14 protein-coding genes and 1 pseudogene are annotated in these 20,446 nt (G+C 47.2%); 10 read left to right on the plus strand and 5 right to left on the minus strand.

What is annotated here, in order from left to right; genetic code table 11:
• Positions 1-404, minus strand: a pseudogene (locus tag JGK20_RS12110) (ATP-binding protein); the annotation flags it as partial.
• Between the two features lie 654 nt (positions 405-1,058).
• Between JGK20_RS12110 and JGK20_RS12115 the strand changes: the two are divergent.
• From JGK20_RS12115 to JGK20_RS12140, 6 genes are all read left to right on the plus strand, one after another.
• A complete protein-coding gene (locus JGK20_RS12115; protein ID WP_293185507.1) occupies positions 1,059-1,361 on the plus strand; it encodes a photosystem I reaction center subunit IV in 303 nt (100 codons plus the stop codon).
• A gap of 35 nt (positions 1,362-1,396) precedes the next feature.
• Complete coding sequence (locus JGK20_RS12120) at positions 1,397-2,356, plus strand: DNA-formamidopyrimidine glycosylase (RefSeq protein ID WP_293185508.1); 960 nt, start codon at positions 1,397-1,399, stop codon at positions 2,354-2,356.
• Positions 2,357-2,662: 306 nt separating this feature from the next.
• On the plus strand, positions 2,663-2,878 hold the full coding sequence (locus JGK20_RS12125) for an NAD(P)H-quinone oxidoreductase subunit O (RefSeq protein WP_293185510.1): 216 nt from the start codon (positions 2,663-2,665) through the stop codon (positions 2,876-2,878).
• Between the two features lie 177 nt (positions 2,879-3,055).
• Positions 3,056-4,009, plus strand: a complete 954-nt coding sequence (gene mdh, locus JGK20_RS12130; protein WP_293185511.1) for a malate dehydrogenase — start codon at positions 3,056-3,058, stop codon at positions 4,007-4,009.
• Between the two features lie 862 nt (positions 4,010-4,871).
• Entirely contained in the window at positions 4,872-4,997 is a 126-nt protein-coding gene (locus tag JGK20_RS12135; protein ID WP_293185513.1) for a hypothetical protein, read from the plus strand.
• Positions 4,998-5,478: 481 nt separating this feature from the next.
• The gene (locus JGK20_RS12140) at positions 5,479-10,038 is read left to right on the plus strand and encodes a PAS domain S-box protein (RefSeq protein WP_293230571.1); all 4,560 of its coding nucleotides are present in this window, start codon (positions 5,479-5,481) and stop codon (positions 10,036-10,038) included.
• Positions 10,039-10,214: 176 nt separating this feature from the next.
• Here the strand turns inward: JGK20_RS12140 and JGK20_RS12145 are convergent, their stop codons facing one another.
• From JGK20_RS12145 to JGK20_RS12155, 3 genes are all read right to left on the minus strand, one after another.
• Positions 10,215-10,400 carry a hypothetical protein gene (locus JGK20_RS12145; protein WP_293185516.1) on the minus strand — a complete coding sequence of 62 codons (186 nt, stop codon included), beginning with the start codon at positions 10,398-10,400 and terminating at the stop codon, positions 10,215-10,217.
• A 102-nt stretch (positions 10,401-10,502) separates the two neighbouring features.
• Positions 10,503-14,480: an EAL domain-containing protein gene (locus tag JGK20_RS12150; protein WP_293230574.1), complete on the minus strand. Its 3,978-nt coding sequence runs from the start codon at positions 14,478-14,480 to the stop codon at positions 10,503-10,505.
• Positions 14,481-14,714: 234 nt separating this feature from the next.
• Positions 14,715-14,915 (minus strand): hypothetical protein, encoded by a 201-nt coding sequence (locus tag JGK20_RS12155; protein ID WP_293185518.1) that lies wholly within the window; start codon positions 14,913-14,915, stop codon positions 14,715-14,717.
• A 41-nt stretch (positions 14,916-14,956) separates the two neighbouring features.
• On the opposite strand from JGK20_RS12155, the gene acnB reads away from it, so the two are divergent.
• From acnB to JGK20_RS12175, 4 genes are all read left to right on the plus strand, one after another.
• On the plus strand, positions 14,957-17,572 hold the full coding sequence (gene acnB, locus JGK20_RS12160) for a bifunctional aconitate hydratase 2/2-methylisocitrate dehydratase (protein ID WP_293230576.1): 2,616 nt from the start codon (positions 14,957-14,959) through the stop codon (positions 17,570-17,572).
• A 401-nt stretch (positions 17,573-17,973) separates the two neighbouring features.
• The gene (locus JGK20_RS12165; protein ID WP_293185520.1) at positions 17,974-18,360 is read left to right on the plus strand and encodes a hypothetical protein; all 387 of its coding nucleotides are present in this window, start codon (positions 17,974-17,976) and stop codon (positions 18,358-18,360) included.
• A complete protein-coding gene (locus tag JGK20_RS12170) occupies positions 18,357-18,809 on the plus strand; it encodes a nucleic acid-binding protein (RefSeq protein ID WP_293189257.1) in 453 nt (150 codons plus the stop codon). Before JGK20_RS12165 ends, JGK20_RS12170 begins: the two co-directional genes overlap by 4 nt.
• 74 nt (positions 18,810-18,883) lie before the next feature.
• Positions 18,884-19,297 carry a cupin domain-containing protein gene (locus JGK20_RS12175; protein ID WP_293189273.1) on the plus strand — a complete coding sequence of 138 codons (414 nt, stop codon included), beginning with the start codon at positions 18,884-18,886 and terminating at the stop codon, positions 19,295-19,297.
• A gap of 329 nt (positions 19,298-19,626) precedes the next feature.
• Here the strand turns inward: JGK20_RS12175 and JGK20_RS12180 are convergent, their stop codons facing one another.
• Positions 19,627-20,286 carry a pentapeptide repeat-containing protein gene (locus JGK20_RS12180; RefSeq protein WP_293185523.1) on the minus strand — a complete coding sequence of 220 codons (660 nt, stop codon included), beginning with the start codon at positions 20,284-20,286 and terminating at the stop codon, positions 19,627-19,629.
• Positions 20,287-20,446: the final 160 nt, after the last annotated feature.

The raw sequence follows: 20,446 nt of genomic DNA on the forward strand, positions 1-20,446 counted from the left end.
TTGGGAGTTTTCTCAGCTAATTGATCTAAAGCCTGTTGTGGAGAAGACAGATTTTTGCTAAGTGCGATCGCAATTAATCGATCGGACTTCGCAACCTCTCTCAAAATATAGCCGATCGCCTCACCCGCCGCCTTAATCAGATCGTGATTGTCGAGAATATTCGGATTTTTTGCCAACTTTTCGGCCATCTTATTTCCCAACTCATTCGCCGCCATATTCCCTGCAATACCGCCCGCGATCGTTGCTAAAATAGAAATCCCCCCAACCGTTGGATTGGCAATCGCACCCAATGCTGCTGTCACACCCGGATTAGCGATCGCGCTGGCAATCATTGGCGCAACACCCATCACCGCACTGCATCCAATTACCCTAACTTTAGTATTAGCTAAATCTACTAACGACATAATTTAAATACTTCTCATACTTTGGAATAGTTTAGCGCGGCGAGATAATTAAATACAAGGTTAATTTACCGCCTTTAATATCAGCTATTCAGTCGTCTTTAGACGACTTTAGCTGTGAGACAGGGGTTTTCAACCCCTGGCGGCCCCAGCAACTAGCTGAGGGCCTCCGCCACCCCTGGCGGCCCCATTGGTCAATAACCAGGTCAAACGTAGTCACAGACTGCTGTTTACCCCCGAGGCCAGATCCCCCCTTAGCTTGCCCCCTACTCCCCCTTCTTAAGGGGGGGACAGGATTCCGATCAAAGTCCCCTTCTTAAGGGGGATTTAGGGGGATCTGGCCTCAGCAACAAACGAGAGATACAAAAAAGGGTTCCAGGCTTAAGTTGACAACAAACTGGCCGCCCCGCTCTCCTATTTGTAAAGTTTTTTTTCAACCCGATCGCACAGCTTGTATTTAACGGATAATGTCTGTTTATTTATTTTTGTCCCACCAGCGATCGCCCTCAAAACAACTTTACTTTTCTTTACAAACCAACAACCAAAAGACGGCGCCGAACACAATAATTTCGTTACAGACTTTAAATGCGACGCGCGATCGACTAAAGTAAAAAAAATGGCTTTATCCGTTTATTCATCGCAAAGGAAACAAAGCTCATGGTTCAACGCGGTTCGACAGTCCGGATTCTCCGCAAAGAATCCTTCTGGTATCAAGAAGTGGGCACCGTTGCTACGGTAGACCAAAGCGGCATTAAATACCCAGTTATCGTTCGCTTTAGCAGCGTCAATTATGCCGGCGTCAACACCAACAACTTCGCCCAAAGCGAATTAATCGAAGTGTCAGCACCCAAAGCCAAAGCCAAAGCACCAGCAGCACCAGCAGCACCAGCCGCAGGAAAGGCACCAGCAGCAAAAGCAGCAGCCAAACCAGCAGCACCAGCCGACGGCGCTCCTAAATAAGGCTAACCAAATAACTAGACTCAAGAGCGCTAATTGTGCCAGAACTGCCAGAAGTAGAAACTATTTGCCGGGGTTTGAACCAACTTACCCTCGATCGCGAAATATTGGGCGGAGACGTGCTGTTACATAGCTCGATCGCCCGCTCAATCTCTGCGACCGATTTTTTGACAAAACTCAAAGGAAAGTCGATCGCATCTTGGTACAGGCGCGGCAAATACCTCCTGGCAGAACTATCGCAATGGAGAGGGGGAGAGGGAGAGAGTGGGAGATCGGGAGAGGGGGAGAGGGGGAGAGTGGGAGAATTCTCACCTCAAACTTTCAGTTCTTCTCTTCAATCTTCTTCCTTCTCCCTTCTGCCCTCAAATGCTGGCTGGTTGGGCGTTCACCTGCGGATGACCGGACAATTGCTGTGGGTAAACCAATCCGAACCCCTACCAAAACACGCCCGAGTCCGCCTATTTTTTGCAGGAAACCAAGAATTACGCTTTGTAGACCAACGCACCTTCGGGCAAATGTGGTACGTCCCCGCAGAAACCGAGGTTTCCAGTACAGTCACCGGCCTCAAAGTCCTAGGCCCGGAACCGTTTTCCGACGAATTTACCACAGAATATTTAGCCCGCAAGCTGCACCGACGGGCGCGACCAATTAAAACAGCATTGCTAGACCAGTCACTGGTAGCGGGTTTGGGCAATATCTACGCTGACGAAACTTTGTTTTTGTCGGGAGTGATGCCGACAACTCTGTGCGCTGATTTGACAGAAGTGCAAATCGATCGCATTCATACAGCTATTATTCAAGTTTTACAGCAGGCGATCGCCTCCGGCGGCACCACTTTTAGCAATTTTCTCAACGTCCAAGGCGTCAACGGTAACTACGGTGGCGTCGCTTGGGTGTACAATCGCGCCGGTCAACCCTGTCGTACTTGCTCAATGCCGATCGAAAAGATAAAATTAGCAGGGCGATCGACTCATTACTGCCCCGCGTGTCAGAAATAACCAGGAAGGTACGTTCCTCGATCAAAGAGCGCTGAAGCGCAACTACGTACCTAATACGCAGGAGGGTACGATCATCGATCAAAGAGCGCTGAAGCGCAACTACGTACCTAATACGCAGGAGGGAACTACGTACCTAATACGCAGGAGGGTACGATCACCTTTGTTTTTTACCAAAATATTTGCTCCAAACCCTCAATCTCAGTTCAAAAACCTGGTTTCTTGCTTCGAGTGCATCAGTTATATCTACTATTAAAGCCAAATCGGCATTAAAATTTGTATACTTTTATAAATGAAACAGAGCAAATTATGGCAATCAAAAAAGGTAGCATAGTCCGCGCAATTCGCGAGCAACTCGAAAACAGCCTAGAAGCCCAAGCCAGCGATCAGCGCTTTTCCTCCTATCTATTTGAAAGCAAAGGCGAAGTGATGGATGTTCGCGGCGAGTACGCCTTCGTCAAATTTGGTAAAGTCCCCACCCCCAATATTTGGCTGCGCGTAGACCAACTCGAAGATTTTAAGTAAACTCACAGTTATAGACGTAACTCTTAGGTACGTTGTTGCGCTTGGGCGCTCTTTCATAGATCGAAGAGCGCCCAAGCGCAACAACGTACCCACTCAAAGGTAACGTAGATTACATACAGTGCACTCGATCGCACTTAAGCTCATTCTTAAAATCTAAAAGTTAGCATCTAAAATCGCATGAATCCCCCATCAACCCGCGTATCAATTATTGGTGCAGGCAAAGTCGGTAGCACCTTAGCCCAACGAATTGCCGAGAAAAATCTAGCAGATGTAGTATTGTTAGATATCGTCGAAGGTTGGCCGCAGGGCGTTGCTTTGGACTTGATGCAAGCAAGGGGAGTCGAACGGCACGATCGCCAAATTGTCGGTACAAATGATTATATAGATACAGCCAACTCAAATATCATCGTCATTGCCGCCGGTATCCCCCGCAAACCCGGTATCAATCGCGAAGATTTAATTAAAATCAATGCTCAAATTGTCACAGAAGCTGCCAAACAGGCGATCGCCCATTCCCCCGAAGCAATCTTAATTGTAGTCACAAATCCCCTAGATATTATGACATATCTAGCCTGGGAAGCTTCCGGTTTGCCAAAACACCGAGTCATCGGTATGGGCGGCATTCTCGACTCCGCCCGCTTTCAAACTTTTATTGCCATGGAATTGGGCGTTTCCATTGCCCAAGTGTGCGCCACAGTCATCGGTTCCCACGGCGATTTGATGGTTCCCTTACCGCGCTATTCCACAGTCAACGGCATTCCCATCGCTCAACTGATGGATGCAGGGGCGATCGATCGCATCGTACAGCGGACTCGCCACGGTGGCGCCGAAATAGTAGGATTGATGAAGAATTCTAGCGCCTATTTTGCACCCGCATCTTCCGCCTGTTTGATGGTAGAATCAATTTTACTCAATCAGTCGCGACTCTTGCCTTGCTCAGTTTATTTGAACGGTCAATACGGCGTGCAAGATATATTTTTAGGTGCTCCCTGCCGCTTGGGATATCAGGGCATCGAACAGATACTGGAACTCGAACTTAGCGATGCAGAAAGAGCCGCTTTTCAGGATTCTGGTAAACTGGTTTTGCAAAGTATTGAGGAAGCCGAAACCATACTGAAAAATGCTGGTTAAGCAAGTCAGCAGAAAGTATCCGGCTTGTGCACCCGAAAAAATGTACAGCCTCAATATTTCGGGTGAGACAATTTCATCAATAAGACTTACGCAGTCTCGACTAAAAAAGCCCGGTTGATTATTTTTACCCCTCTTGATTTTCTCACTTAATTATTATGTTAAGAAACTAGGTTTCTGTCTCAGCCCCGATTTAACCTAAAATTCCTTGACTTTAGCCTAAAATGTGATATAGTTGAGTAATATATTGTATCAAAAATGTTAACCAACCCAACAAAAGCGCTCAAAAGGAAATAAAGTCTTAGAGCATCGGTTTTGTTGGTTTAATTTAAGCAGAGCCTACAACGAAAACCAACTGGTTGACCGGAAAACTCAGCTCGAATGAGGTGGATTTCAATAAGTTTAATAAATAGAAGCGATATCATAAAATAATTTGAAGGCCCGGCAAATCATCGAAATGATTCCATAGCTCCAAAATCTGGATTAAACCGAATTTAAAACAGATAAGTTGAGAATTCGAGAAAACCAGAGAAAACTCAAGAAAAGCCGATCGCCTAAATTCAAACAAATCTTCATAGAGGCACTCCCAACAGGATATTCGATCGCCAAACTTAGGACAATATCAATCGAGTTTGCGATAATCAGAAAAAGGTGATAATTGCAACCACAGGCGATCGGAAAAAAATGTCAAGATTAGTTCAGGACTCTGGGCGCGCTTGCGCCGTGAAACCGGGTTTCTGCTTTTCACTTTCGGAGATTCCCTGATTTAATTACCTTAAGATACCGGGTTGATGATTCAACAGTTGACAGTTGACAGTTGACAGTTTGAGAGCGACCTTTACCCTTAAGTCCGAGGATTGGAGTAATGAATAGTCTGATTTTAATTTCTCCCGCTCAGGGAGAGGCTTTCAACCAATTATTTCTGGTAAAACTCTCAATTATTGACAATTTATGCACTCTTCCCATCACCGATCGCCCGTTTTTACAGTAAATATACCAAGTTAAGCTCCTGGTTCGACCTCCCAATCTAGAAAAAATACGGAAATGCAGCGCGAGTAGCTGCTAAGTGCTAGGAGAAGGAGGAGAATTTGCCCTCTGCTTTTAGATTTACAGCAACCGCGCCCATCAGGGTTAGGACGTTCTCGCATGGCACAAACCCTTGCGTTCGATTGTTTCTTCACTTCGCTCAACTGTCAACCCTTATCTAAGCCAGCGAAGCTTTCAACTGTCAACTCTTCTCTAAGCAAGCTGTCAACTGTCAACTATCAAACGATTTTGGATTTTGGATTGGGGATTTTGGATTGGGGATTGTCAACTGTCAACTGTCAACCCTTATCTAAAGCGGGCAAGCTGTCAACTGTCAACTGTCAACTGTCAACTGTCAACTGCTATACCAGGCTCAACTTGCCGAGCGCTATTGGGATGCTATGTACCTCGATACCAAACCGCAAAATAACTAAACAAATAACAATATGTTTCATGAATATTTGTATCAAGAAGTAACCGACTTGCGCCAAAAGCTAGCTCACCTAGAAAGAGAAATGCAGTCTCAAACCTGGTTCAAAAAGCTGCAAGCGCTGATGGGAGTGATTGGCAAAATTCGTCAATCCTTAGACTTAGAAACAATATTCAAAATTACAGCCACCGAAGTTCGGCAACTCCTAAATGCCGATCGAGTCGCCGTTTACCGGTTCATTCCCGAATCCGACTGGAACGACGGCGAAGTAGTATCAGAAGACGTACTTCCCCAATTCAGCCCATCCCTGGGTGCAAAAGTTCACGATCACTGCTTCGGCGAACAATTTGCAGCCAACTACGCCAAAGGTTACGTTCAAGCTGTCAGCGACATCTACAAAGCCCGGTTGAGCCCCTGTCACCTCAGAATCCTCAAGCGATTTCAAATCCGAGCAAACTTAGTCGTACCCCTGCTACAAGGTCAACATTTGTGGGGATTGCTGTGCATTCACTCCTGCGGTCAACCCCGCGATTGGCAGGAAGACGAAATCGAATTTGCCAAACAAGTAGGAGAACATTTAGCAGTTGCAATTTATCAGGCCGAATTGCACTCGCAAACCCAAAGACAATTAGCAGAAATCGAATCGACGCAGCAGAAACTCCGCGACAGCGAGCAAAAATATCACCAAATTCTCGATTCGATCGCCGATATGGTATTAGTCAAAGGCCCAGAATCGAAAATCGTTTGGGCAAATCAAGCATTCCGCGACTATTACGGCATGACTGAAGAGGAACTTCAAGGCATTGTAGACGCACCTTTCTCCAATCCAGACAATACTCTCCAGTACATCAAAGATGACGCTTTCGTATTTGAAACCGGACAGACTCTGCAAATTGCCGAAGAACCGGTGACGCGCCACGACTCAGAAGTGCGACTGTTTAGCACAGTCAAAGCACCCATCCGCAACGAAGACGGCCAAATTACAATGACTGTCGGCGTCTCCCGGGACATGACGGAACGCAAAGCAGCAGAAGAAGCCGTCAAAGCCAGCGAAGCCAAATACCGTCGTTTGGTAGAAACCTCCCAAGACATGATTTGGTCGGTGAATGCCCAGGGGCGTTTCACCTTCGTCAACCCAGCAGTTAGATATATCTACGGTTACGAACCAGCAGAAATGCTCGATCGGCCTTTCTCGGACTTTATGACACCAGAACAAAGCCGGAAAGATTTACAAGTTTTCCCCTGCTTGCTTGAGGGAGAATCAGTTTTTCAGCACGAAAGCACCCACATCGCCAAAGACGGCAGCATCAAACATTTGATGTTCAATGCCATAGCCCTGTACGACGACAGCGGAAACGTCCTCGGCACCACCGGTACAGCCACCGACATTACCGATCGCAAACGGGCAGAATCCGCCTTGCAACACGCAAACGCCGAACTAGAGCGCAGAGTAGAAGCCCGTACCGCCGAACTGCAACAGACTTTTGCCGCCCTCAGTGTCAGCGAAGCCAAGTTCCGGACGATCGCAGCCACCATCCCCGGAGCTCTGTTTCAATTTTGCAGCCGCGATGGAGTGTGGAGAGTTGACTATATGAGCGATCGCATCGCAGATATAGCCGGCATCACCGCAGCAGAAATGATGGGAAACATCGCCTCTTTCATTTCCCACGTCCACCCCGAAGACCTCGAAAGCTTCATCGCTTCCATCAACGAAGCCGTTGAAAATACCTGCCTGTGGCACTACGAAGGGCGGTTAGTCAAGCCCGATGGCGAGATTCGCTGGTGGCAAGGCGACTCAATTCCCACCCGCAGCGAAACCGGCGAAATCGTATTTTCCGGTGTATTGCTCGACATCAACGATCGCAAAGTTGCCGAAACAGCCATCCGAGAAAGCCAGCGACAGCTACAAGAAGCCCAAAGACTAGCCCACGTCGGCAATTGGGAACTAGATACAACAACGGGAACCGTCACTTGGTCAGAGGAACTCTTCCGCATCCACGGACTCGAACCAGCGGCCACAGCACCCAGCCGAGAAGAGCAAATCGCTCTGATCCATCCAGAAGATTTAGAATTTTGGCATACAGAAGTACAGCGGGGAGTTGACTTCGGCATCCCCTTTGATTTTGACTTCCGCGTTTACCGCCCCGACGGTACCTTGCGACACCTCAACACCCTGGGCCGCGCCGAAATCGATGCCAGTGGCAAGGTGCTAAAATTGTTCGGCACGGCGATCGACATTACCGATCGCTTCCTTGCAGAAGAAGCCCTGAGACAAGCAGCAGCCGAGTTGGAAGACAGAGTGAGCGATCGCACTGCCGAACTTTCCCAAGCAGTCACTCAGTTAGAACAAGAAATTGGCGATCGAAAACTTGCAGAAGCAGCGGTGCAAGTTTCCGAACAAAACCTGCGAACAATCTTTAACAATGTCTACGATGCTATCTTCATTCACGATTTAGAAGGAAACATTCTCGATGTCAACAATCGAATGTTAGAAATGTACGGAGTGAGCCAGGAACAAGCAACAAAATTATCAATTATCAACGACTATTCAAGCGGCGATAATCCCATAGAACAAACGGCAGAACTTTGGGCTAGAGTATTAGCCGGCGAAACAGGTCGCATGGAATGGAAAGCGAGGCGTCCCAACGACGGTTCAACTTTTGATGCAGAAATTGCCCTGTCCAAAATCAATCTTAACGGCAATGTTAACATCATTGCCAACGTGCGAGATATTAGCGATCGAAAACAGGCAGAAGCAGAACTGCAACGCGCTCAACAATTTATGGAATCAGTCCTCAAAACCATACCCGTAGGAGTAGTTGCCAAGGAGGCCAAAGAGTTGCGATTTGTACTGTGGAACCCCGCAGCCGAAACTTTGCTCGGTTTCAGTGCAGCAGAAGTTATGGGCAAAAATGATTACGACTTTTTCCCCACAGAACAAGCTGATCTTTTCACCGCCAAAGACCGGGAAGTGCTCGACAGCGGGCAGATGGTAGAAATCGCCGAAGAAGATATTCAAACGAGCCAAGGAGAATCGCGGATATTTCACACCAAGAAAACAGCAATACTCGATGCTGATGGCACACCGCAATATCTATTAGCTGTCACCGAAGATATTACCGATCGCAAACTAGCAGAAATTGCCTTGAGGCGATCGTCCGCCCAACTCAAGCAGCAAGCCGATCGAGAAAAATTGCTCAACATTCTCACCGCTCAAATCCGCAATTCCCTCGACTTCGACAGCATCGTCACAGTCGCAGTTCAGGAAATTCGCGCTTTCCTGAAGATCGATCGCTGCAACTTTGCCTGGTATCGCGAAGACGGGGAGGAGCCTTTCTGGGAAATTATTAAAGAATCTCGCCACCCCCAACTTCCCGATTTAACAGGTCCCTATCGGGCTTCAGATTTTGGCCCCGTTGGAGAACAAATATTGCATATGGAAATAGTGCGGCTGGATGATGTCGAAACAGTCGCAGATCCTGCTTGGAAACAAACCATTCGAGGGATGGGCTACCAATCTGTATTAGCCATCCCCATGCAGGCACTTTCCGGGGTAATGAGCGCAATTACCTGCTGCAACAGCAATGTTGTGCGGCCCTGGAGCGATAGCGAAGTCGAATTGTTGCAAGCGATTACAGTTCAATTGGCGATCGCCCTCAACCAAGCCGATCTTTACGCCCAAACTCGCAATAAAGCTCGCGAATTAGAGCAAACCTTGCTGCAATTAACCAGCGCTCAATCGCAGTTAATTCAAAGCGAAAAAATGTCATCTCTCGGTCAACTCGTCGCAGGAGTTGCCCACGAAATTAACAATCCAGTTAACTTTATTTACGGCAATCTCAGCCATGCTAACGAATATACTCAAGACTTGCTGCACCTGATCGAACTTTACCAAAACTACTATCCCGATCCGGTGCCGGAAATTCAACAGGAAGTCGAAGCAATTGAACTCGAATTTCTAATGGATGACTTACCGAAACTGCTTTCGTCAATGAAAGTCGGTGCAGACAGAATTCAGCTCATCGTTGCATCTCTACGCACATTCTCCCGCATGGACGAAGCAGAAATGAAAGCCGTCAACATCCACGACGGTATAGATAGCACTCTGATGATTTTGCAGCACCGGGTCAAAGCAAAACCCAATTATCCCGAAATAGAGGTGATCAAAGAATACGGTCAATTGCCGTTAGTAGAATGTTATGCCGGACAGCTAAATCAAGTATTTATGAATATCTTGAGCAATGCTTTAGATGCTTTGGAAGAAAGAGATGCGCGGCTTTCTGTCGAGCAAATGCGGGAAAATCCCAGCTCGATCCGCATCTGGACTGAAATGCCAAAACCCGATCGAATATTAGTTCGGATTGCTGACAATGGCCCGGGCATGACAGAGACTGTCCGCAATCAACTTTTTAACCCATTTTTCACCACTAAACCTGTGGGGAAAGGCACTGGGATGGGCTTGTCAATTAGCTATCAAATTGTTACAGACAGACACAACGGCTCGTTGAAATGCACTTCTGCGCCGGGAGAGGGTGCCCAATTTGCGATCGAGATTCCGCTCAAAGCTAATCGCTAATCATAGGTACGTTGTTGCGCTTCAGCGCTCTCGATCTATGAAAGAGCGCTTAAGCGCAACAACATACCTAAAAGTTAATTTCTAGGTATCTCATTCCTAACCGCTTCTAACAACCTATCTAAATCTACTCATGAACAGCAAAACTAGAGTCAGTCCAAGTCTGCGGTGTAACTTCCTCAATGTAAAAAGTAGCGCATCACTGCTTGCTTACTGCTCGGCTTGGGCTCAACAGTAGGCTTGACCACAATTCCCCAGTTAGAGTTTGCGACTTTGAGGTAAAAATATTGAATTGTAGTTAATGATTCATTCGTGCCTGGTGTTTGTTCGGTTGTCACACCAACTAAGCCGGGAGCAACTCGCATGAATCAAGCGCAAATGAATTATACAGCTATTGTCACCAGTTTTCAAATTCTGGGTAAATGAGTAAATTTAGGTAGAAATAGACAGATTTCTTGAAACAGATGTTAACCCGACTTGATATTGCCCAGATTTATCAGCATTTCTGTCACTGCGCCACTGTCCAAAGGTTTAGAAAACAAATATCCCTGAGCTAATTCGCAGTCGAGTGCCCGAAGCTGGGCTAACTGTTCGGCTGTCTCCACACCTTCGGCGATCGCATTTAATCCCAAATTGTGAGCCAAAGTTACGATCGCCCGCACAATCTGCAAAGGCTGACCCCCGCCGTTGCCGTTTTCGATCGCCCCCAAGCGACTCACAAAAGATCGATCGATCTTCAGCGTATCCAGCGGAAAGCGGTGCAAGTAACTCAAAGACGAATAGCCCGTACCAAAATCGTCGATCGACAATCGAATATTTCTACCTTTTAATTGGGCGAGTACAATATTAGCCTTAGCCACATTTTCTACGATCGCGCTTTCAGTGATCTCCAATTTCAAACAACTCGGAGCGCAGCCAGTTTCTGCCAAAATTTCATCTATATGTTCAATTAAATTCGCCATTCCTAACTGCTTTGGAGAAAGATTGACGCTCATTGTTAATTGTGAAGGCTCGACAATTGGTAACTGGAAATTGGGAATTGGGAATCGCGAATTGGTAATTGGGAATTGGGAATCGGCAATCGGTAATTGGTAATCGGGGATTGGTAATTGGAGATTGGAAATTGGGAATTTTTTCCCTCTTCCCTCTTCCTTCTTCCCTCTTCCCTCTTCCCTCTTCCCCCTTCCCTCTTCCCTCTTCCTTCTTCCTTCTTCCTTCTTCCTTCTTCCTTCTTCCATCAACATTTCTTGCCAAACGCGCAATTGTCGGCAAGCTTCGCGCAGCACCCAGGCTCCCAGAGGCACGATCAAGCCTGTTTCTTCAGCTACAGGAATAAAAGTAGAAGGCGGTACTAAACCCCGAATCGGGTGCTGCCAGCGCACCAAAGCCTCAAAACCCTCGATCGCACCGCTGGCGAGGGAAAAAATCGGTTGGTAGTGGACAATAAAGTGCGAACATTCATCCTTACTTTCCCCTAATTCCTCCTTGCCAAAAATAGCTAATCGCAGGTCTGTTTCTAACTGCAAGAGGGAGATAGTTTGGTCGTGCATCGCCAAATTAAACACCTCGTGGCGGGCTTTACCCAAAGCTTTAGCACGGTACATAGCAATATCAGCATCGCGCAGGAATTCTTCGGGATGGCTGTATAAAGCACTCTGCTGGCCGTTCAACTCGTCACTTTCTACTATTCCTAAGTCACCTCGACTGAAAACAATCCCAATGCTAGCGGTGGTAAATACTTCATGCCCTTCGAGGTTAAACGGAATCTTCAGTTCTGTTTGTATCCTGTTAGCTGCTAGGGTGGCGTCGCTGAAGCTCTGAATGCGGTCTAGCAGAATGGTAAATTCGTCTCCCCCCAACCGGGCGACTGTATCCGAAACGCGCACGCAATCCTGAAGCCGCTGCCCTAGGGCAATTAGCAGTTTATCCCCAAGAATGTGTCCTAAAGAATCATTAACTATTTTGAAGCGGTCTAAATCTAGGAACAGGACGGCAAATTTGTAATCTGGGGAATGTTTGGAACGGCGGATCGCTTGTCCTAGCCTGTCGATGAACAAAAGGCGGTTAGGTAAACCCGTCAGCGAATCGTGAAAGGCGCCGTGCAGTAGTTGCTGTTCTACTCGCTTGCGCTCGGTGACATCTCTGATAATAATTTGGGCGGCGGCTGAGCCTTGATAAATAGCAGGGATGCCGGCAACTTCAACGTCTATGATTTCTCCGTCAAGCCGCATCAATTTTTCTTCGGCAAGCTCGATCGGCTGATTTTCTTCCTCGACTTGTCTCATCCGTTCTCTGGCTTTTTCGACATAGTTTGGATGAACGATATCCAATACCGGAAAGCCGATGAGCTCTGCCGGAGATCTGGCGCCGAGGAGTTTAGCGCCAGCGGCATTGATGTAGACGATTTTTCCTTGACTGTGAACGGCGATCGCTTCGGGAGATAGTTCTACTAAACGACGATAGCGTTCTTCACTTTCTTGGAGAGATACTATCAGCTCGCAGCGCTCTTGTTCGGCTCGCTGGCGTTCGATTTCCATTCTGTGAACTGCCAGAAATTTACCGATGCTTTGAGCCATCAGTTCTATGATTTCTCTGGCCTGCGATTCAAAATTTTTATGTCTGGCTTTTTGCGAACAAAAGCTCAAAGTACCATAAATTTTATCGTTGACAAATATCGGTGTGCCAATGTATGATTCTATGTTCAAATCTTGATAAACTTGATGGTCGCCAGTTTTCAGTATTTCTTTGATGTGAGAACACGCCATGGTTTTTTGGGATTTGATTACTGCTGCACAGTAAGTATCGCTAAGATTTAATTTTAAGCCTTTGTTAAAATATTTGATGTTGCTTTTGACGGAGCGAATCAGAAAAGATTGACTTTCAACTTGAGCAATAATACCAATAGAGAGTCCAAAAATTAAACAGCCTGCTGTCAGATAATCATCAACCAGTTCTTGAAAGTTTTGATAGTGATAAGTTGTAATCCGGTGCAAATGTTTGAGGTTGGCACTGAATGTGGCTAAATCTTGAGACTTTAAAAATAATTCTTCTTCCGAGCGCTGGCGGTCTGTAACATCGGTTTGAACTCCAATAAAGTGAGTTAAGTGTCGCCGAAAATTGTATACGGGAGCAATAGAAAGTTCGTTCCAAAAAGGTGTTCCATCTTTCCGAAAATTACGCAAAATCACTTGGCATTCTTTCCCTTCTCGAATGGCAGTTTGCAGCTCTTTTGCAGCGGGGCAATTGGTATCTTTTCCCTGTAAAAATCGGCAATTTTTACCAATTAATTCCTCTCTGCTATAACCGGTGATCCGCTCAAAACTGGGATTGACATAAATAATTGGATTATCTGCAACTGTGGCGTCGGCGATCGCAATGCCGTTGCTGGTACTCTCGATCGCCCGTTCCATCATTTGCAAGCGCTCTTGCGATCGAATGCGATCGATCGCCGCAGCTAACAGATTGGCGATCGCTTCTACAAAATAAACGTCATCCTGGTTAAAAACGCGCTCTTGCTTGCTGTGTACCCCCAAAATGCCCCAGACAGCCGACTCAGCAGTCTTCCCAGGTTCTGCTTGTCCCCAGTTCTTTTTCGCCTGTCCTCGATTTCCGGGAACGATCGCAGTGACGCCGCTGACAGCCTGGTGGTTGTGCAGCAGTGGCGACTCGCTAAAGCGGGTTTCTACTCGCAAATCTGCGACGATTATCGGTTCACCAACTAGCAATGTGTAACCTGCTTGCGATCGACTAGAAGCGGTAACAGTAGCGTTACCGACAAGTCCGGGCTGCCAGCCAATCCCCGCTCGCAACAGAAAAGCATGGCCAGAAGGCAACAGTTCCAAAAACTGGCAATACTCGACATCTAGGGTTTGGGCAATTAACACCGCAGCTTTGTCCATCAGTGCGGACAAGTCTGTTTCGGCTAGGGCCTGCTGTCCCAAGTAGGCGACGGCCGCTTGCTGGCGGGCCCGCAAGTGGATTGACGCCAGCAATTCCTGCTCTTTAGCGGCGGCTAGCTTGCGCTCGGTAATGTCGCAGAACACCGACAGCACAGTTTTTTCCGACAGTAATGTCAAATACCGCATGGATACAGTGGCCCAAAACAGGGTACCGTCAGCTTTTTTGAGGCGGACTTCTGTCTCGCGGACGTATCCGTTGCGAGCGAGATCCTCCAGTAGTTGCTGCCGTTCTGCGGGATTGTTGTAGAGGATGGAGGCTGGCTGGTGGTCGATCGACTGAAATGCTCTCAGGCCGAAAGCCTGACGGCATAAATCGTTGCTATAAAGAATTATGCCGTCAGGTAGACTGCTGACGATCATGGGCATCGGCATCGAATTGGCGATCGTCAGCAGCAATTCTTTGGTTTCTTGCAATTCTTCGTACAAGTCTGGCTTGGCGGCACAGCCCTGACAGTCTTCACCGTTTTCAGGGATAAAACTTTCCATTTTTGAATTGTTCCATTGAGCAGGTAACTTTTTTTACCAGAAAAAATTGGTTGAAAGCCGGAACACGAGTGAGGGAGAAATAAAAATCAGACTATTCATTACTCGAATCCTCGGACTTAAGGGTAGAGGTCGCTCTCCTTCGGTCAACTGTCAACTGTCAACTGTCAACTGTCAACTGTTGAAACTTGTGGTGACTGATGATTGCATATGTAGAGAACGATCGACAGTGCCCCACTACATTAATCTTAACCAAAACTCATGCAAGTCAGCTCCCCAAAACTGCTCGGATCGAGTTTTAGGTGGAATGCCAGTGGCGATCGCATCTGTCTCTGGTAAGAAAATGTAGAGTTTCTGAACTTGCGTTAAATTTTCATGTATGGCGGGGTAGCTTGCCAAATATGCAGCGCCAGCCCCTAATCTAAAAAGTAATGCCATCTGCAAACAACTACCCAAAACTATCCGAGGAGAGAGAGAAAATGCTTGAATCTTACCGCCTTCACGCTGCCGAAAGAGCCGCATTGGGAATTCCGCCGCTGCCGCTAGACGCCCAGCAAACGTCGGAACTCTGCGAATTGCTGAAAAATCCGCCACCGGGAGAAGAAGAAGCCTTAATCGAATTATTGCGCGATCGCGTACCCCCAGGCGTAGACAGCGCCGCCTACGTCAAAGCTGGTTTTTTAACCGGCATCGCCAAAGGTGAAATCCACAGCCCCCTAATTGCTCCCAAATGGGCAGTTTACCTGCTGGGGACAATGATGGGCGGTTACAACGTCCAATCTTTAATCGACTTGCTCAATCCTACTGCCGAAATCGCTATCCCCGCCACCGCAGCCCGGGCTCTGAGCAAAACGCTGTTAGTATTCGATGCCTTCCACGACATTCTCGCCCTGTCGGATACCAATCCCTACGCGAAGCAGGTAGTCGATTCCTGGGCTGATGCCGAGTGGTTTACCGGCCGCCCCGAACTAGCCCAAGCCATTACTGTTACAGTCTTCAAAGTGCCCGGAGAAACCAATACCGATGACTTGTCTCCCGCACCTCAGGCTACCACGCGGCCGGACATTCCCCTGCACGCTTTGGCGATGCTCGAAAGCAAGATGCCAGGGGCCTTAGAAACGATCGCCCAATTGAAAGAAAAAGGCCATCCCGTCGCCTACGTTGGCGATGTTGTCGGCACAGGTTCCTCGCGGAAATCGGCGATTAACTCCGTGTTGTGGCACATTGGTAACGATATTCCGTTTGTACCAAACAAGCGCAACGGCGGATATATTCTAGGAAGTGCGATCGCCCCGATTTTCTTCAATACCGCTGAAGATTCCGGCGCATTGCCGATCGAATGCGATGTCGCCAAAATGGAAACCGGCATGGTAATCACCATCCATCCCTACAAAGGCGAAATCACCAACGAAGCCGGAGAAATCATCTCCACCTTCACCCTCAAACCCGACACAATCCTCGACGAAGTTCGCGCCGGCGGTCGAATTCCCCTATTAATCGGACGCACCTTAACCGACAAAGTTCGCGAAGCTTTAGGACTAGAAATTAGCCCGATTTTCACCCGTCCAACTATTCCCGCCGATACCGGAAAAGGCTTCACCTTAGCTCAAAAGATGGTAGGAAAAGCTTGCGGTTTGTCCGGCGTTCGTCCCGGCACATCTTGCGAACCATTAATGACCACAGTCGGTTCCCAAGATACCACCGGCCCCATGACTCGGGACGAATTAAAAGAACTTGCTTGTCTGGGATTTAGCGCCGATTTGGTAATTCAAAGTTTTTGTCACACCGCCGCCTATCCGAAACCAGTGGATGTCAAAACTCACCACGAATTGCCCGATTTTATGTCACAGCGCGCGGGCATAGCTTTGCGTCCCGGAGATGGCATCATTCACTCTTGGCTGAACCGGATGTTATTGCCGGATACAGTGGGAACTGGCGGCGATTCTCACACTCGTTTTCCTTTAGGAATTTCCTTTCCGGCGGGTTCGGGATTAGTAGCTTTTGCTGCTGCTTTGGGCGTGATGCCTTTGGATATGCCGGAATCGGTTCTAGTCCGGTTCAAAGGTGAATTGCAACCGGGAGTAACGCTGCGGGATGTTGTGAATGCGATTCCCTACGTAGCAATTCAAAAAGGTTTGCTGACAGTCTCCAAACAGAATAAGAAAAACATCTTTTCTGGGCGGATTATGGAGATTGAAGGTTTGCCCGATTTGAAGGTCGAGCAGGCTTTTGAATTGACCGATGCCTCGGCCGAGCGTTCTTGCGCCGGATGCACGATTAAATTGAGCGCTGAGACTGTTTCTGAGTACATTCGTTCTAATGTCGCGCTGCTCAAAAATATGGTGGCGCGGGGCTATGAAGATGCGCGGACGATGATGCGCCGGGTGGCGAAGATGGAGGAATGGCTGGCTAATCCGGTGTTGCTTGAGGCGGATGCTGATGCGGAGTATGTGGAAATCATCGAAATCGATCTCAATGAGATTACTGAACCGATTGTGGCTGCGCCGAATGACCCGGATAATGTGAAGCTGTTGAGTGAGGTTGCGGGCGATCGGGTAGACGAAGTATTTGTCGGTTCCTGCATGACAAATATCGGTCACTACCGCGCCACTGCGAAGGTGTTGGAAGGTGCAGGGGAAGTGAAAGCTCGCCTGTGGATTTGTCCGCCAACTCGGATGGACGAACAGCAACTGAAAGAAGAAGGTTATTACAGCATTTTTGGAGCGGCTGGAGCGCGCACAGAAATGCCGGGATGCAGTCTTTGTATGGGCAATCAAGCGCGGGTTAAAGATGCGACAACCGTGTTTTCAACTTCGACTCGTAATTTCAACAACCGCATGGGTAAAGACGCGCAAGTTTATCTCGGTTCTGCGGAATTAGCCGCAGTTTGTTCGCTGTTGGGTCGAATTCCCACAGTCGAAGAATACCAAGAGATTGTGGCGAAGAAAATCAATCCTTTTGCTGGTGATTTGTATCGATATTTGAATTTCGATCAGATTGCGGGCTTTGAGGATGAAGGGCGAGTGATTGCTTTGGAAGATATGCCTCGGATTGAGGATATTTTGGGGATTCCTGAGGGTGTTTTGAGCAAGTAATATCATCGCAGCTTACTGAGGGTGCATCTGGGTTTGGCAAATATGTGTGTAGGGGCGAAGCATGACCGCAGTCAATATGAGATTATAACTAATAACTTATATGCGGTCATGCTTCGCCCTCTTCAAAAATGAGATGCACCCGCTGACTTAGATGGTTATTTAGAACCGCAGATAAACGCAGATGTACGCAGATGAATTAATTATCTGCGTACATCTGTGTTCATCCGCTGATATCTGCGGTTCAAGCAAATCCCATAATTTGAATGAATCATCCTCCGCCTTTTGTTTACAATATTTACAATATAAGTAGAGGCGAATTCGATCGCCAATCTCTGGCTTCCCATCCAGGATATCGATCGACCCGCTGATTCATATAAATCCGAGAAAGGAGAAAAATGATTATGTCTGAACAAGCTTTAGTCAGTGAAAGTCCAGCGACAGCAACTTCAGCGCCAGAACCTCGCATTGGCAACGAAATGGTAGAGTTTCTCAGTGTAATTCAGCAAACTCCGAGAGAATATTGGCCGAATTTGCTGAAAATGATGCGGTTATTTCTGGAAACTGTGACGGTTAAGCCCGGATTACCGGAACCCGCCCAGACACCTGAAAACGTAGATTTTACTAAACTGTCGAAGGAGGAAAGGATCAAAAGAAATCAACCTGCGATCGAATTATTGCGATCGTGGCGAGAAGATGAGGATGATGAACAAGAACAAAAAGAAACTGCGGAATATCTTGAACAAGTGATAAATGAAGATCGGATGTCTAATCGACCATTGTTTCCATGAGCAGAATAATTATTTTGGATTCCGGCCCCTTGGGGATGGTGACAAATCCTCAAGCCAAACCTCCTTATTTGGAATGCCAACTTTGGCTAGCATCGTTACTAGATAATGGCGCAATGGTAATCCTGCCTGAAATTGCTGACTATGAGGTGCGGCGCGAGTTGATTAGAGCCGGAAAAGAGAACGGTCTTAAAAAGCTTGACAAATTTAAAAATGTCCTGACATACCGTCCTTTGACTACGGAGGTAATGCTTCTAGCGGCTCAGTTGTGGGCGGATGCACGAAAGAGAGGAAGGCCAACAGCAGAACCGAATGCACTTGACGGCGATGTGATTCTGGCTGCTCAAGCAATATTATTAGCAAATGAGGCAAATGAAGTGGTAATTGCTACCACAAATGTGGGGCATTTGTCTCAGTTTGTGGATGCTCGCGAATGGCGATCGATCTCGTAAAACTGGATTCTGAGAGAAAAAGTTAAGCCAAAGCCCGATCGCACTTACGTTTTGATATACTTTCAACTACATATATTTTTACAGACACCGTTAGCGAGATCAACAGCATGGTGGAAACAGTGGACACAATCGAAAAAACGGACGATCGCACGCAAACCCGGTTTTGGGGTAAAGTTACAGTCATAGACGCGGGCGATCGCTACAAGATCAATCGCATCGAAGTCAAACCGGGGCACCACATCCGCACCCAAATGCACTATCACCGCAGCGAACACTGGGTTGTCGTCTCCGGTACCGCTAAAGTTATCTGCGATGACAAAGAGACCATTCTCATGCAGAAACAGTCAACCTACGTTCCCATGAATACCGCTCACCGCGTGGAAAACCCCGGCGTTATTCCCTTGGTGATGATTGAAATCCAAAATGGCGAATATCTGGGTGATGATGACATTATCCGTTTTCCCCAAGATGCAGCTGACGAAGATTGATCTCAAATCAAGTTAAATAACTCTCAGGTTTGTAGTGAGGACTTCAGTCCTCTCTCATCTCAGACTTAACGGAAAATTAAAATTACCAGAAAGAATTAGTTTAAAGCCCCAAGCCCGGGAGAAATTAAAATCAGGCTCTTCGTTACTCCAATCCTGTTCCTTCTTTTGTCAACAGTCAACGAAGAGGGCGGGCACGGGGGCACCGCCCCTACAAACTGTCAAATGAATGAAGGAAATTAAAATTATAGGGGCAATTTCAGAAATTGCCCCTACAGGATTATATTAAGGTTGTTAAACACGATAGTCTGATATAGCAATTGGCGATCGTCCTACGGCAAAGCAGCGTTTTTCAAATCTACATTTGCCATATTGGCATCCTGTAAATTAGCGCCAGTCAAATCCGAACCGTTCAAGTTAGCACCGGTCAAATTAGCACCAGTCAAATTAGCATCCCGCAAGTTAACCCCCAGCACATCTATTCCCGACAAACTACCGCCCCGGAGGGTGATATTTCCCAGATTCGCGACAGACTGACGGGCATTTCTCAGGTTCGCCCCAGTCAAATTAGCACTTTCTAAATTAGCCCCGACCAAATTAGCACTGGTAAGGTTGGTATTTTTCAAACTGGCAATTACTAAACCAGCCAAACTCAGGTTAGCGCGAGTCAAATCAGCACCCTCCAAATTTGCCCCGTGCATTTTAGCCCCAATTAAGCTCGCACCTTGCAATTTAGCTTGTGTCAGATTTACTGCGTTTAATTTGGCTTCGTTCAAATTTGTACCGCTCAAATTTGCACCACTCAAATTTGCACCGTTCAAATTCGCACCGCTGAGATTCATGCCAGAAAGCTGCGCTCCTGTCAAGTCACATTTGCTGCAATTTTTAGTTTCTAATAGTTGCTTGACTTGTGATACGTTTTCTGCTTTGACTCCAGAAGCAAAACCGATCGCAATTAGCAGCCCTGTTGTTGTTAAAATTCCAAATTTCATATACTCACCCTCGGCGATATCTCTCTCTACTAATAATATCCAACATTTTTAGAGAGAGTGGGGTGATCGGTCTCTTCGATAAACTGTGACAATCATCACCCTGTTGTGCACAAAAGATGATAGAATTATGGACGTTTAAACTCCCAACAATTATTGTAAA

The organism is Microcoleus sp. PH2017_05_CCC_O_A (genome assembly GCF_020738785.1).
Lineage (GTDB): Bacteria > Cyanobacteriota > Cyanobacteriia > Cyanobacteriales > Microcoleaceae > Microcoleus.